Here is a 14,449-nt window from a genome sequence, read left to right as displayed (position 1 = left end):
CGTCGGCCGTCGGATCGCTCGACCTCACTCCTCCGGAAGCCGGGTCTGCTCGCTCACCGGTCCACGCGAGAGCAGGTTCACCACCTCGGCGAGCAGGGCCACGACGAGCGGTCCGACGACGAACCCGATGGCGCCGAGCGTGAGCACCCCCCCGACGAAGCCGACGAAGTACACCGCGACGGGGAGGTCGGTCGTCTCGCCCGCGAGTCGGGGACGGATGACGGCGTCGGGGGCGAACCCGACGAGGAGCAGTCCGAGCGCGAGCACGAGGACCGCCCGGACCGCGTTTCCGAGCACGAGGTCGTACCCCGCGAGTCCCACGACGACGACGCTCGGACCGAGTACCGGGATGAACTGCAGGACGCCCGAGACCACCGCGAGCGCGAACGGCGAGCGGTAGCCGAGCGCCCAGAACAGCAGGAGCGCGACGACGAACGTCCCCGCGGCGGTGGCCGCCTGCAGCACGTAGATGGCCCGGAGCGTGTTCGCCGTCCGGCGGTGGAGCGCGAACAGGACGTCGTGGTACTCGCCGGGCGAGAGCCGCAACAGCGCGGTCCGGGGGGCGTGCGGCTGGTACATCATCGCGTAGACGAGCAGCACGAACAACAGCGCCTTCAGCGCGAGCACGGGGGCCGCCGTCGCCACCGCGACCGCGACCGCCTGGAGGACGTTTATCGCGGCCGTGAACAGCGGCTCCGTCTCGACGACGTACGTGAACCCCGCGAGTTCGACGGGGATGCGTTCGGGGAGCGCCATCAGGAACGCGAGGAACGGGTCGATTCGCTGGTACAGCAGGTACGCGAGCGGCGCGACGAGCGCGAGCGTGGCGAGGAGCGCCGCCGCCGTGACGCCCGCGGCGGTGACCCGGCGGGAGTGGCCCCGCTCGCGCACCCGCTGGCGGAGCGGGTAGAGCACGTACCCGACCGTCACCGCGAACGCCACCGTCGAGAGCACGTCAGCGAGCACGAACGCCGTGAGCGCCAGCATGGCCGCCAGCAATCCGGCGAGCGCGGCCCGGCGGCTCGGATGCACACCCGCCCTCGCGGTCCGGCGGGGCAAAACCGTTACCCCGGGACCTCGCCCGCGTGTCGAGCGGTCGGGGGGCAGACGGGACCGCGGGGCCTAAATACCACAGCGTGGAACAACCCAGTAATGGACCGACGGAGCTTCCTGACGACGGCGGGCGCGAGCGGTCTCGCGCTGTTCGCCGGCTGTCAGGCCGAGCAAGTGGAGACGGAGACGCCGACCGACTCCGGCGGGGGTGGCGCCGCGGACACGACCGGGGCGACCGAGACGACGGAACCCGAGTCGACCGGAACGACCGCCGGGACGACGGAGAGCGCCGCGGACGCCCTCGTCGTGGCGACGTACCCGCCGTTCGTCGACGCGCCGAGCACGAGCCCCGGGGCGTGGCTGAAGCGGCGGTTCGAGGAGGAGACGGACGCGACGCTGGAGTTCGAGACGCCAGAGAACGAACTCAACTACTACCTCGAGCGGGCCATCCAGGGGGCCGAGTTCGAGGCGGACGTGTACGTCGGACTGGACACGAGCATGCTCATCCGGATGGACGAGAAACAGGGGAGCGGGCAGTTCACCGACCCGCTGTTCGCGGAGGCCGGCGACCTCGAAGGCGGTGACCGCGTGAGGGACGGACTCCGGTTCGACCCGCAGGGACGGGCGGTCCCGTTCGACACTGGGTACATCAGTCTCGTCTGGAACGCGACGATGGACGACGGGTCGTTCGTCGCGCCCGAGACGTTCGACGGCCTGCTCGACCCGGCGTACGAGGGCGACCTCGTCGCGCAGAACCCCACCTCCAGTTCGACGGGCGAGGCGTTCATGCTCCACACGGTCAAGCAGTACGGCGCCGACGGCTACCTCGACTACTGGGCCGACCTGCGCGACAACGGCGTCTCGGTCCTCGGCAACTGGGAGGACTCGTACGCCGCCTACCAGAACGGCGAGGCTCCGATGGTCGTCTCGTACTCCACCGACCAGGTGTACGCCCACCGCGCCGACCAGGACCTCCAGAAACACCAGATACGCTTCCTGAACGACCAGGGGTACGCGAACCCCGAGGGGATGGCGCGCTTCCGCGAGGCGAACGCGCCCGACCTCGCCCGCCGGTTCATGGAGTTCATGCTCCGTCCCGAAATCCAAGCGGGCATCGCCCAGCGGAACGTCGCGTTCCCGGCCATCCAGGACGCGCCGCTCCCCGACGAGTACGCCGAGTACGCGAAAGAGCCGCCCGAACCGGTCACCTTCACCTACGAGGAACTGAAAGGCAACGTCGGGACATGGACCGACCAGTGGGCGAGGCGGTTCGCCAGCGGGTGAGACGGACAGGGGGGAGCAGTCTCACCGAACGGGTCGTGCTCCCCGCGCTGGCGCTCGCGACCGCGCTCCTGCTCGGGGCGCTGTTCTACTACCCCGTAGCGACGGTGTTCGTCGACGCCGTCGTCGTCGACGGCGAACTCACGACCGGCCCGCTCGCGGCCGTGCTCGGCGACCGGTTCTACCTGGTCGACGTGTTCGGCTTCACGGCGTACCAGGCGGCGCTCTCGACGGTCGCGAGCGTCGCGCTCGGTCTCCCGGGCGCGTGGGTGCTCGCGCGCTTCGAGTTCCCCGGCCGGCGCGCGCTCCGCTCGGTCACCATCCTCCCGTTCGTCCTCCCCTCCGTCATGGTCGCGGTGGGCTTCTACGCGATGTTCGGCGCGGACGGGACGCTCAACGCCCTGCTCTCGGCGCTGGGGCTGCCGGAACTCGACCTGCTCCCGTCGCTTGGGGCGATTGTCGTCGCGCACGCGTTCTACAACGCCCCGCTGGTGACCCGCGTGACGACCGCCGCGTGGGAGAACGTGGACGCGAGCGCCGTCGAGACGGCCCGCTCGCTCGGCGCGGACCCGCGACGGGCGTTCCGCGACGTGGTCGCCCCGCAGTTGCTCCCCGCCGTCGCGATGGGCGCGACGCTGACGTTCGTGTTCACGTTCGCCTCCTTCCCCATCGTGCTCGCGCTCGGGGGGGCGCGGTTCGCCACCGTCGAGGTGTTCGTCTACTCGGCCGTCCGCCAACTGGAGTACGACACCGCGGCGGCGCTGGCCGTCGTCGAGTCGGGCGTCTCGCTCACGCTCACGGCGCTGTACCTCCGCTACGAGCGCGCCGGGTCCCGGAGTCGCCGGGACGCTCGACCACCCGCGCGCGAACCGCTGGTCCCCCCGTCGTGGACGGCCGGACGCGTCGCCTCGCGGCTGGCCGTCGCCGGCTATGCCGCCGTCGTCGCAGTCGTCGTCCTCGGGCCGCTCGCAAGCATGGTGTACGGGAGCCTCACCGTCGACGGGCGCGTCTCGCTCGACGCGTACCGCTTCCTGTTGCGCCGCCAGACCGCGGGCGCGTCGTTCCAGGTGAAGCCGCTGCCCGCCATCCTGAACTCGCTCCTGTTCGGCGTCGGGACGCTTTTCGTCGCGCTCCCGACGGGCGTGGCGATGGGCGTGCTCACGACCAGACGGTTCCGCGGGCGGTGGGCGGTCGACGCGCTGTCGATGGCTCCGCTCGCCGTGTCCGGCATCGTGGTCGGTCTCGGCCTCCTGCGGGGGTTGGTGTTCGGCGTGACCGCGTTCGGCTACCGCTTCACCGTCGTGGGTCCCGTCGCCATCGTCGCCGCCCACGCGGTGGGGGCGTACCCGTTCGTCGTCCGGACCGTCGCCCCGCCGCTGGAGGGACTCGACCGCTCGCTCGTCGAGTCGGCGCGCGCGCTCGGGGCGTCGCGGGTCCGCGCGCTGCTGGATGTCGAACTCCCGCTGGTCTGGCCGGGCGTCGTCGCCGGCGCGGCGTTCGCGTTCGCCATCTCCGTCGGCGAGTTCGACGCGACGGTCATCCTCGCCGAGGGCGGCGGGAGCTACACGATGCCGGTCGCCGTCGAGCGGTTCATCGGCCGCCGCCTCGGCGCGGCCACCGCGATGGGGACGGTGTTGCTCGCGGTGACGACCGTCTCGTTCCTCGTCATCGAACGGGTCGGCGGCGAGGGGGGTGGGCTCGGTGGCTGAGGTGCGCCTCGACGGCCTCCGGAAGGCGTACGGCGAGACGACGGCCCTCGAAGACGTGGACGTGCGCGTCGGCGACGGCGAGTTCTTCACGCTCGTCGGCCCCTCGGGCTGTGGCAAGACCACCACGCTCCGGTGTATCGCGGGGTTCGAGGAGCCGACGGCGGGGACGGTCGAGATCGGCGGCGAGTCGATGGCCGGCGTTCCACCCGAAGCGCGGGGCGTCGGCGTCGTGTTCCAGAACTACGCGCTGTTCCCCCACATGACCGTCGCGGAGAACGTCGCGTACGGGCTCAAGTTCGCCTCGCCGCCGGGCGGCGTCGGCCGCGGGGAGCGCGTGGCCGACCTGCTCGAACTGGTCGACCTCGCGGGGTTCGAGGAGCGCGACCCCGACACGCTCTCGGGCGGCCAGCGCCAGCGGGTCGCGCTCGCCCGGGCGCTCGCCCCCGGCCCCCGCCTGCTCCTCCTGGACGAACCGATGTCGGCGCTCGACGCCCGCCTCCGGGAGCGACTGCGCGTTCAGGTCCGGGAGATACAGCGGGAACTCGACATCACGATGGTGTACGTCACCCACGACCAGGAGGAGGCGCTCGCGGTGTCCGACCGGGTGGCGGTGCTGAACGCCGGGCGCGTCGAACAGGTCGGCGCGCCCCGGGACGTGTACGGCGCACCGGCGACCCGGTTCGTCGCGGAGTTCCTCGGCGACAACAACGTCCTCGCCGGCGAGGTACGCGAGGCGGACGCCGAGGGTTGTACGCTCGACGTGAACGGCCGCCCGCTCCGCGTCCCGCCGTGCGACGCGACCCCGGGCGGGCGGGTGACCGTCTGCGTGCGGCCCGAGCGACTCCGGGTCGACCCCGAGACGGCCGCGAACCGACTCGCCGTCGACGTCGAGAGCGCGGAGTTCCTCGGCGACACGACCCGTCTCCACTGCGACTGGCAGGGGACGCCCGTGACGGTCCAGTCGGACCGCGACCACACCGGGACGATTACGGTCGGGTTCGACCCCGCGGACGCGCACGTGGTCGGCCGGTGACGGGACGAGAGGTGACACCGAGGACCGAGTTCGCCGGGCGGTGCGATGGCTCGCGCGACGACGGCTCGGGTCGCCGCCCGTTCGGGACACACCGGCGTGACGAGAGCGCCGACGGGCGGAACGCGCCGGGACACCGGTCGCCGCCTCCACCCGGCGAGAGACACCCGTCGACGGAACCCCGGTCCCCGCCGCGAGGGCCTACTGACCGGCCCACGTCACCGCGTCGGCGACGGTGGGTCGTCGTTCGATTTCGATGCCCGGAAACGCCGTCACGCCCGCCTCGACGTCGGCGTCGGGGGTGACGACCGCGAGCCGTTCGACGCCCATCTCCCGCGCCAGTTGCGCGAACCCACGGAGCGGAACCGGCCGGTCCGCGCGCCCCCCCGCCCGGTGGACCGCGACGCACCCCGTCACGTCCTCGCGCGAGACGAGACGCTCGCGGACCCGTCGGGCCCTCGTCGGGTCCTCCTCCGTCCCCCACTCGGAAACCAGCACGTTCCCCTCGACCTGCGTGCGCCGCTCCCCAATCATGTCCGGGACGACCGCGGCCAGCCACAAGAGCGTTCGTCTCCGAGTATCGGAAACGAGAACGGGCGACGACCCGGATCGAGCACGGCCGGAACGGGCTTGCCTCTCCCTGCCGCACCGGTTTGTCGTCCCGGGCCGAACGGTCGGCGAGAGATGCCCACCGGACCGACCGAGGACGACGACGGCCGACCAGTCTCCGTCTGGACAGCCACGAGCGGCACGACCGACTACCCCCCGCTCGCGGAGAGCGACCGCGTCGACGTGGCGGTGGTCGGGGGTGGCATCGCCGGTCTGACCGCGGCCGCGGAACTGGTCGCGGCCGACCGCTCGGTCGCACTCGTGGAGCGCGACCGGGTGGCCGCCGGCGCGACGGGCGACACGACCGCGAAGGTCACCTCACAGCACGGACTCGTCTACCGCCGCCTCCTCGACGGGGCGGGCGAGCGAATCGCCCGCGCGTACGCCGAGGCGAACGAGGCGGCCATCGACCACGTCGAGGGGACCGTCGCGGACCTCGGCGTCGACTGCGGGTTCCGCAGACTCCCCGCGTACGCGTACACGACCGACGCGGACGAACGACGGAAGTACCGGCGGGAGGCGGAGGCCGCGAGCGAGGTCGGCCTGCCGGCGACGGCCGTCGACTCGGTCCCCCTCCCCGACGACGCCGTCGCCGGCGTCCGGTTCGACGACCAGGCGGAGTTCCACCCGCGGGCGTACCTCCTCGCGCTCGCGGAGTCGGTGGTCGCCGACGGCGGCCGAATCTACGAGGAGACGCGCGCGCGAGAGGTGGACGACGGGAGGAACGGTCCCTGCCGCGTCCGGACCGACCGGGGGGCGCTCGCGGCCGACGCCGTCGTCGTCGCGACGCACTTTCCGCTTGTCGACCCCGCGTTCTACTTCGCGCGGCTGTACCCGAAGAAGTCGTACGTCGTCGCCGTCGACGCCGCCGACCCGCCCGACGACGGCGTCTTCTACCGCGCGGAAGAGCCGTACTTCTCGGTCCGCACGTGCGAGACGGACGAACACGGGACGCTGACGCTGGTCGGCGGACAGAACCACAAGACCGGCCAGGGCGGCAGCACGGCGGCGCGGTTCCGACGGCTCGAACGCGAGGCGCGCGCGCGGTTCGACGCGAACGCCGTCCCCTATCGCTGGTCGACGCAGGACTTCGTCTCGGTCGACCGCCGGCCGTACGTCGGCCGACTCGAACGCCGCGAGGACGTGTACGTCGCCACCGGCTTCGGCGGGTGGGGGATGACCAACGGCGTCGCCGCGGGACGGCTGCTCGCGGACCTCGTCCGCGGCCGGCGAAACGAGTGGGCGCGCGCGTTCGACCCGGCCCGCGTCGCGGACGCCGACGGGGTGACGTCGTTCCTCTCGGAGAACGCGAACGTGGGTCGTCGGTTCGTCGAGGACTGGGCGCGAGCGACGCTCTCGCCCGTTGACGCGCGGGACGTCCGGTCGCTCGCGCCCGGCGAGGGGACGGTGGTCCGCGACGGGACCGACGCGCTCGCCGTCTCGCGCGGCCGGGACGGGGCGTTCCGGACCGTCTCGGCGGTCTGTCCGCACCTCGGTTGCGTGGTCTCGTGGAACGACGGCGAGGAGACGTGGGACTGCCCGTGTCACGGCTCCCGGTTCGAGGCGGACGGGCGCGTCGTCGACGGACCGGCGGTCGACGACCTCTCGACTCGGAACCTGGACGTGGGCGACTAGGTCGTCGGACGGGTCGCCCGAGTCAGGGCGCGACGCCGACGGTCAACAGCGTCCCCAGCCGCCGGTAGCGCTCGACCATCGCCTCGCGCGTCTCCCAGTTCTCCGTCGGGAACTCGTCGGCCGGCGGAACCTCCGTCTCGCGGTCCGGAACGTTGTCCTGTTCGGCGACGTGGAGGCCGGCGTCGCGGAACGCCGCGCGGTACTCGGCGGCGTCCCAGCGGGTCATCTCCACCGAGATGTGCGCCTGCCAGTCGTGGCTGTGGACGTTCTCCTCGTAGTAGTTGACCGCACAGTAGAACGTCCCGCCCGGCCGCAGGACGCGCGCGACCTCCCGGAGCGTCTCGGCGGGGTCCGCGCTGTAGTAGAACGCCTCCATCGAGAACGCGTGGTCGAGCGAGTCGTCCGCGAACGGGAGGTGGCCGAAGTCGCCGACGAGGAACCCCACATCGGCGTCCGGGTCCGCCTCGACGGTGTAGTCGCGGGCGTTGCCCGCCATCTCCGGCGAGGCGTCGAGACCGTACCCCCGGCCGATGCCCGCCGTCTCCGCGAGCGCGCGGAGGGCGTAGCCGCTCCCCGTCCCGAGGTCGAGCACCGCGTCGCCCGCCTCGACGGGCATCCGTGCGAGCACGTGCTTCGCCGTGTGCCAGTGGCGCTCCTCCATCCCCCTGTCGCGGCCGTCGGCCGCCCACGCGTCGAACTCGTCGCGGACGCTCATACCGCCGGGTCCGCGTCCGCGGACGTAAGCGCCGCGGTCCGCGCGGCCGGTCGGCGTCGCGAGCGACCGGACGGTGTCCGACCGGCGAGCGTCCACGAGAACCGGTGGGAGCCGTCGAAAACGACCGGAGATGGGGGAGAATCGACGGGGGGATTTACGTCCGTCCGCGTGGACCGACAGACGAAGATGGACGTACGGGACGCCGTCGAGTCGGACGCCGAGGCGCTCGCCGCCATCGCCGACTCGCCCACGGACGCGATGCGCGGGGTCATTCACGACCGGACGGTCCGGGTGGCGGTGGCGGAGGACGCCGCCACCGACCCGAACGAGGACAGCCAGTCCGACCCGGCGGACCTGCTCGGGTTCGTCAGCTTCGACGCGCGCGAGGGGACCGTCCACGTCACCCAGTTCGGCGGCACGTCCGAGGCGTGCGAACTGCTGCTCGCGGAACCGCTCCGGTTCGCCGCCCGCGAGGACATGCCCGTCGAACTGCTCGTCGTCGAGGGCGAGGACGGGATGCGCGCCGCCGCCGAGGCGGCGGGGTTCGAGCGGGTCGGCGAGGGTCCGACCTTCGAGGGGAAACGGACCGACCGCTACCGGGTCGAGGAGCCGTAACCCGGTCCGCGCCCGCGAGCGACCCCGGGTGGGCGACGGCGCACACCGTCCGAGGAGTGATACGCGTCGCCTCCGACCGTGGAGCGTGAACCTCGCTATCGTCGCCGACTCGCACGTCCCGGACAGGGCGAGCGAGTTCCCGGAGGAGTTCCGAGAACGGATGCGCGCCGCCGACCACACGGTCCACGCCGGAGACTTCGAGGACCGCGAGACGCTCGACGCGACGCGCGACCTCGCGACGGACCTGACGGCCGTCCGCGGAAACGTCGACCCGGACGGTCTCGGCCTCCCGTCGGCCGCCGCCGTCGAGGCGAAGGGCGTGACGGTCGTCGTCACGCACGGCGCGGTGAACCCCGCGAACCGGGACCCCGCGGTCTCGGCCGACCCCGAGTCGTGGCACGAGGGGGACGGGGTCGTCCGCGACGGCGAGGACTGGCGCGACGCCGTCGCGACGACCGCCCGAGTCGTCGCCGCCGAGGGCGTGACCGACGCGCTCGACCGTGCGAGTACGCCCGGACCGGTCGAACTCGACGCGGGGACGGCCGCCGAGGTGGCCGACGCCGCCGACGCGGCGCCCGACCCCGCGGGGACCGTCGTCGGCGTCGGCGGCCACAGTCACCGCGTCGTCGACGACACATACGGCGGCGTCCGCCTCCTGAATCCCGGCACCGTCACCGGCGCCGACCCCGGTCCCCGGACGACGATGCTGACGCTCGACGCCGCGGACGGCGAGGTGGACGCGACGCTGCACGAGCGAGACGACTAAGCGACGTTGCGGTACCGGGTGAGGAGGCAGCCCGCGGCGTCAGTAGAACTGTCGTTCCGCCTCCTCGGTCTCCTCCTCGCGTCGCGTCTCATCCGCCCCTCTCCGCCGCCCGCGGAGGTACCGCAACCCGAGCGGGACGACCTTGTTCTTCACGTCGAGTCCGAACGAGACGACACCGTACGCCCAGAAGAAGAACAGTAGCGTCATGCCGCCGACGTAGAGCCAGCCGAGTTCCGTGACCATGGTCTGTGTTCCTCGAACCTCGAAGCTCCCGTCAGTCGTCCGACCCCGCCTCGGCGCTCGTCTGTCCCGACCCGGACGGGGGGCTCTCAACGACCCCGTGACAGATGGCGTCGCCGCTCTGGTCGAACAGGTGGACCCGCCGCCTGTCGAGCACGACCGGGAGTCGCTGGTCGGAGTCGAGTTCCATCTCCGGGTCGACGCTCAACAGCAACTGGTTGCCGCCGGCGCTCGGGTCGTCGAGGTCGACCGTCGAGGAGTCCCCGAGCGAGAGGTAGACGAATATCTCGTCGCCCATCGGTTCGAGCACGTCGACGACCCCCTCTATCTCTGCGGTCGGGTGGGCGAGCGACCCCGCCTGTTCGGCGAGGTAGATGTCCTCCGGCCGGACCCCGAGCGTCCCGCTCGTTCCCGAACTGACGCCGACCACCGCGGGGTCGAACTCCACCGAGAAGTGGTTCGACTCGAACCCCTCCGCCGTCGTCTGTCCGCCGACGAGGTTCATCGACGGCGAGCCGATGAACCCGGCGACGAACTCGTTGGCGGGTTGGTTGTAACAGACGAGCGGGGGGGCGACCTGCTGGAGTTCGCCCCCGTTGATGACCGCGATGCGCGTCGACATCGTCATCGCCTCCTCCTGGTCGTGGGTGACGTAGACGATGGTCGTCTCCAGTTCGTCGTGGAGCCGCTGGAGTTCGGTGCGCATGTGGACCCGAAGCTTGGCGTCGAGGTTGGCGAGCGGTTCGTCCATCAGGAACACTTCCGGCTCCCGGACGATTGCGCGACCGATGCCCACGCGCTGCTGTTGTCCGCCCGAGAGTTCGTTCGGCATCCGGTCGAGCATCCCCTCCAGTTGGAGGATTTCGGCCGCTCGCTGGACGCGGTTCTCGACCTCCTCGTCCGGATAGTTTCGGAGCCTGAGCCCGAAGCTGATGTTCTTCCGGACGTTCATGTGCGGGAACAGCGCGATGTTCTGGAACACCATCGAGATGTCCCGGTCTTTCGGCGGCAGCGTCGTCACGTCGCGGCCACCGATGTGAATCGTTCCCTCGGTCGGGGTCGTCAGGCCGGCGATCATCTCCATCGTCGTCGACTTCCCGCACCCCGAGGGACCGACGAGCGTGAGGAACTCGCCGTCCTCGACCTCGATGTTCATGTCGTTGACCGCGACGACGTCCTCGTAGCGTTTCGTGACTCCGTCGAGTTGTACGTTTGCCATTTGAGTGTCTCCAGTGTGGTGGTGTCTCCGTAGTTACTGCTTGAGCGCCCCTTGCGTGAGGCCGCTCACGATCTGTTCTTGCGCGACGATGACGAGAATCGCGACCGGGAGCACCCCGACGATGCTCGCGGCCGCCATCAGGTTGTACGCCGACGTGTACTGGGTCTGGTAGCCCAGCAGCCCCCAGACGATTGGCGCCCAGTTCTGCACCTCACCGTTCGTCATCAGGTACGAGAAGAAGAACTCGTTGTAGACGTTGATGAACGTGAGCACGCCCGCGGTGGCGACGCCCGGCGCGGACAGCGGGACGATGACGCGGAACAGCGCCCCCAGTCTGGTGGTCCCCTCGATGCGGGCGGCGTCCTCCAGCCCCTTGGGAATCTGGCCGTAGAAGGTCGTGAGGATGAAGATGGACAGCGGGAGGAACAGCGCGCCCGTCGGCAGCATGATGGCGAACGGCGTGTTGAAGAGGGACGGGGTGGAGACCCCGAACAGTTCGAGGTTGCCCGTGAACATGTTGAACAACGGGAGCAGGAACCCGACCGGCGGGAAGTACGAGATGGCGAGCACGAGCAGCATGAGCGCGCCCTTGCCTGCGAACTCGAGGCGGCCGAAGACGTAGCCCGCGAGGCTCGCCAGCACCAGCACCACCACCGTCGTCGACAGGGCGATGACGATGCTGTTGAGCACGTATAGGTGGAACGGGAGCCGCTGGAACACCTCAACGAACACCCCCGGGTTGAACCCGTTCGGCAACAGTCCGATGTCCACGAGCGCGCGTTCGGGCGTGAGCGCCAGCACGAGCAGCCAGTAGAAGGGAAACAGCGTCGTGAACAGGAAGAAGATGGTCACGACGTAGAACAGCGCCCGGTAGGTCCGGTCGGGGTCGCGGATCGAGCGCTGTACCCAGCGGGTGAACGGACCGTCGCGGCTCTCGTCCCCGTCGTCGCGCTCGTCTCGGGCGACGGTTTCGGTTTCGGCCGCCATCTCAGATCACCTCCTGGCCGCGCCGGCGCGACTGGACGATGTACGCGGTGACGAGGATGCCGATGATGGCGGCGGTCACGAACGCCAGCGCCGCGGCCGTCCCGTACCGGCGGTAGCTGAACGTCGTGACGACCAGACACGAGAGGGACGGGACGGTCGTACAGCCGGTCATCGCGACGATGAGCCCGTATATCTTCGCCGCGCCGAGCACCCGGAAGAGGATGGCGATGGCGACGGCGGGCAACACGAGCGGGAGAGTTATCTGGCGGAACTGCTGCCACCGGGTCGCGCCGGCGACCTTTCCCACGTCGTAGAGGTCCCGGTCGATGCTCTGGAGGCCGGCGAGGATGAGCAGCGCCATGAACGCCGTCGTCTTCCAGACGTCGGCGAGGATGACGAGCCAGATGGCCTCCGCGCCGTTCTCGAGGGGCGTCCCCGAGAAGCCGAACATCTGGACGATGCCGACCCCGAAGCCGATTCCGGGCTGGAAGATGAGGTAGAAGATGATGCCCTGAATGACGAGCGGGACGGCCCACGGGAGGATGATGGCCACCCGGACCCACCGCCGCCCCCGGAAGTCCTGGTCCAGGACGAGCGCCTGTCCGAACCCGATCACCGACTCGATGCTCACGCTCACGAGCGTGAACACCGCCGTCACGACGAGCGCGCTCTGGAACGGCGTGCTCAGGTCGAGGAACGGCGACGGCAACGCGACCGTGTCGAGTTGCCCCGTCAGGAGCGCGACGTAGTTGTCGAGACCGACGAACCGGCCGAACTGCTCGGAGCCGGTGATGGCGTCGGCGTGGAGCGAAATGTCGAACGTGCTCACGAGCGGGAAGAACGCGATGACCGCGAGCAGGAGGAACGTCGGCGTGAGCAGGAGGTAGGCGTACTGCGCGTCGTCCAACCGCTCCATCCACTCCAGAAAGCTGCTCACCGGGCCGAACCTCGACCCGTACCGCTGTTCGCCCTCGTGCTGCTCTTCGGCTGTCATTGGTTGAACTCCTCGATTTCCGTGATCTCCGCCTGTAGCGTCGACGCCGCCTGCGCGGGGGAGATGCCCCCGCCGAACGCGTTGTTGATGGTCTGAGCGATCTTCGTCGACTGCTGCGGCCAGACGACGGTGACCGGCCGCGGAATCGTGTTCTCGCCCGCGATTCGGATCTGCTCGACGAAGTTACCGACGACGGGTACCTGCCGGGCCTGCTCCGAGTTCAGGACCGACGGCTGCGGCGGGATGATGCCGATGAGTTCGAACTCCGCGAGCGCGAACTCCGGCGTCGCGATGGCCTCCAGCACCTGCACCGCCTCGTCGATGAGTTCGCTGTTGGGATTGATGGTGTTGTGCCACCCCCCGAGCGCGGTCATCGTCCCGCCGATGCCCTCGTACTCCGACTCCTCTTCGGTCACCGCGTACGGCAGCGGCATCACCCCGAGGCGGTCGCCGAGCGCGTCGTCCGCCCCGTTGATGGGGATGGCGTACGACCAGTTGCGGAGCGCCACCGCGTTCTCGTTCGTGAACGGAGCCATCGACGACCCTTCGATCCACGAGAGCACCGCCCGCGGGGAGATGGGACCGGCGTACCCCTCGAGCGCGCCGGCGGCGTCCGGTCCCTCGATGAACGTCCGGACCATCCGAATCGCGTCGACGACGGGTTGACTGTCGATGGTGACCGGCCGGTCGCCGATGGGGCCGAACAGCGTGTCGAACCCGCCGAAGTACGCCCCACCCCACGAGCTCATGAACTCGTTGAAGTCACAGCACGAGAGCCCCTCGTACGCGCTCGCCTGGAACGTGTAGCCGTAGTCGATGTCGTCGTTCGCGTCGAGGACGTCCCGGACGACCTGCGCGAACTGCTCCCAGGTGATGGCCTCGCTCGCCCAGTTCTCGCCCTCGGGGTCGTAGTCGGCCGCCTCGACCAGGTCTCGCCGGTACAGCATCATCGCGAGGTCGATGAAGTTGGGGACCCCGTACAGGTCGCCCGTGTCGGGGTCCGAGATGGTCTGGACGCTCGAGGCGAAGTAGTCGTTCTGGACGCGTTCGACGAACTCGTCGGGGAACTGGTCGCTCTCGGAGAGGTTGAGGACCTGGTCGCGCGCGATGAACGGAATCGCCCACCCGCTGTCCATCTGGATGATGTCGGGCTTCTCGAGCCCGGCGTCCAGCCACCGCTGGAGCTGTTGTTGTTTCTGGCTCGAGTCGGACGGTCCCGGGAGAATCTCGATGCTGATGTCGCGCGAGAGCCCGGCGCTGTACAGCGCCTCCTGTATCTGGTCGCTGTTGTCGGCCTCGTTGGGCCCGGCGTACCACTGGACCGTGTTCGGCTCCGACGCCCGACCGAGCGCCGCACACCCGGCCAGGCTGCCGGTCACCCCCGTGGCGCCGACCGCTTTGAGCACGTCACGTCTAGGAATGTACCGACGAGAGAAACCTTCCGTCGGGGGTTCCACGTCTGTCGTTCCCGTATTCACCATAATCGATTATTATACACATTGCTTATACCTACCGAAGGAGTGACCAAAAGATAACTACGACGGCGACATCGGGACACTCCGTGGGCTACGGTGCGCCGTAAATCGGAGACGATGG

At 70.2% G+C, this 14,449-nt stretch carries 14 protein-coding genes; 6 read left to right on the top strand and 8 right to left on the bottom strand.

The genetic code is table 11. The features are described from left to right. Positions 1-24: 24 nt before the first annotated feature. Positions 25-1,032 carry an AI-2E family transporter gene (locus AC6RUA_RS08720; protein ID WP_499812636.1) on the bottom strand — a complete coding sequence of 336 codons (1,008 nt, stop codon included), beginning with the start codon at positions 1,030-1,032 and terminating at the stop codon, positions 25-27. Positions 1,033-1,152: 120 nt separating this feature from the next. Between AC6RUA_RS08720 and AC6RUA_RS08715 the strand changes: the two genes are divergently transcribed. From AC6RUA_RS08715 to AC6RUA_RS08705, 3 genes are read left to right on the top strand one after another with little or no spacing between them, the layout of a single operon-like run. After that, positions 1,153-2,337 carry a thiamine ABC transporter substrate-binding protein gene (locus tag AC6RUA_RS08715; RefSeq protein ID WP_499812635.1) on the top strand — a complete coding sequence of 395 codons (1,185 nt, stop codon included), beginning with the start codon at positions 1,153-1,155 and terminating at the stop codon, positions 2,335-2,337. Further along, positions 2,298-4,043 carry an ABC transporter permease gene (locus tag AC6RUA_RS08710; protein ID WP_499812634.1) on the top strand — a complete coding sequence of 582 codons (1,746 nt, stop codon included), beginning with the start codon at positions 2,298-2,300 and terminating at the stop codon, positions 4,041-4,043. The genes AC6RUA_RS08715 and AC6RUA_RS08710 overlap by 40 nt, the downstream gene beginning before the upstream one ends. Further along, entirely contained in the window at positions 4,036-5,076 is a 1,041-nt protein-coding gene (locus AC6RUA_RS08705; protein WP_499812633.1) for an ABC transporter ATP-binding protein, read from the top strand. Before AC6RUA_RS08710 ends, AC6RUA_RS08705 begins: the two co-directional genes overlap by 8 nt. A 198-nt stretch (positions 5,077-5,274) precedes the next feature. Here AC6RUA_RS08705 and AC6RUA_RS08700 read toward each other — a convergent pair whose 3' ends face one another. Next, on the bottom strand, positions 5,275-5,607 hold the full coding sequence (locus AC6RUA_RS08700) for a hypothetical protein (RefSeq protein ID WP_499812632.1): 333 nt from the start codon (positions 5,605-5,607) through the stop codon (positions 5,275-5,277). Positions 5,608-5,757: 150 nt separating this feature from the next. On the opposite strand from AC6RUA_RS08700, the gene AC6RUA_RS08695 reads away from it, so the two are divergent. Then, entirely contained in the window at positions 5,758-7,317 is a 1,560-nt protein-coding gene (locus AC6RUA_RS08695) for an FAD-dependent oxidoreductase (RefSeq protein ID WP_499812631.1), read from the top strand. Positions 7,318-7,339: 22 nt separating this feature from the next. Here the strand turns inward: AC6RUA_RS08695 and AC6RUA_RS08690 are convergent, their stop codons facing one another. Next, a complete protein-coding gene (locus AC6RUA_RS08690; RefSeq protein WP_499812630.1) occupies positions 7,340-8,032 on the bottom strand; it encodes a class I SAM-dependent methyltransferase in 693 nt (230 codons plus the stop codon). Between the two features lie 186 nt (positions 8,033-8,218). Between AC6RUA_RS08690 and AC6RUA_RS08685 the strand changes: the two genes are divergently transcribed. Further along, complete coding sequence (locus AC6RUA_RS08685; protein ID WP_499812629.1) at positions 8,219-8,647, top strand: hypothetical protein; 429 nt, start codon at positions 8,219-8,221, stop codon at positions 8,645-8,647. Between the two features lie 85 nt (positions 8,648-8,732). Then, positions 8,733-9,413 carry a metallophosphoesterase family protein gene (locus tag AC6RUA_RS08680; RefSeq protein WP_499812628.1) on the top strand — a complete coding sequence of 227 codons (681 nt, stop codon included), beginning with the start codon at positions 8,733-8,735 and terminating at the stop codon, positions 9,411-9,413. Positions 9,414-9,452: 39 nt separating this feature from the next. Here AC6RUA_RS08680 and AC6RUA_RS08675 read toward each other — a convergent pair whose 3' ends face one another. Genes AC6RUA_RS08675 through AC6RUA_RS08655 form a run of 5 tightly spaced genes read right to left on the bottom strand, consistent with a single transcriptional unit; the run spans position 9,453 to position 14,259 of the window. Further along, a complete protein-coding gene (locus AC6RUA_RS08675; protein ID WP_499812627.1) occupies positions 9,453-9,656 on the bottom strand; it encodes a DUF8005 family protein in 204 nt (67 codons plus the stop codon). Between the two features lie 31 nt (positions 9,657-9,687). Continuing rightward, entirely contained in the window at positions 9,688-10,872 is a 1,185-nt protein-coding gene (locus AC6RUA_RS08670) for an ABC transporter ATP-binding protein (protein ID WP_499812626.1), read from the bottom strand. Positions 10,873-10,905: 33 nt separating this feature from the next. Further along, positions 10,906-11,859 (bottom strand): carbohydrate ABC transporter permease, encoded by a 954-nt coding sequence (locus AC6RUA_RS08665; protein ID WP_499812625.1) that lies wholly within the window; start codon positions 11,857-11,859, stop codon positions 10,906-10,908. 1 nt (position 11,860) lies between these two features. Beyond that, on the bottom strand, positions 11,861-12,853 hold the full coding sequence (locus AC6RUA_RS08660; RefSeq protein WP_499812624.1) for a carbohydrate ABC transporter permease: 993 nt from the start codon (positions 12,851-12,853) through the stop codon (positions 11,861-11,863). Then, positions 12,850-14,259, bottom strand: coding sequence for an extracellular solute-binding protein (locus tag AC6RUA_RS08655; RefSeq protein ID WP_499812623.1), 1,410 nt, complete (start codon positions 14,257-14,259; stop codon positions 12,850-12,852). The genes AC6RUA_RS08660 and AC6RUA_RS08655 overlap by 4 nt, the downstream gene beginning before the upstream one ends. Positions 14,260-14,449 lie beyond the last annotated feature (190 nt).

Source organism: Halorarum sp. SLYT50 (assembly GCF_059821265.1).
This window is presented reverse-complemented; position numbering and strand designations above follow the sequence as displayed.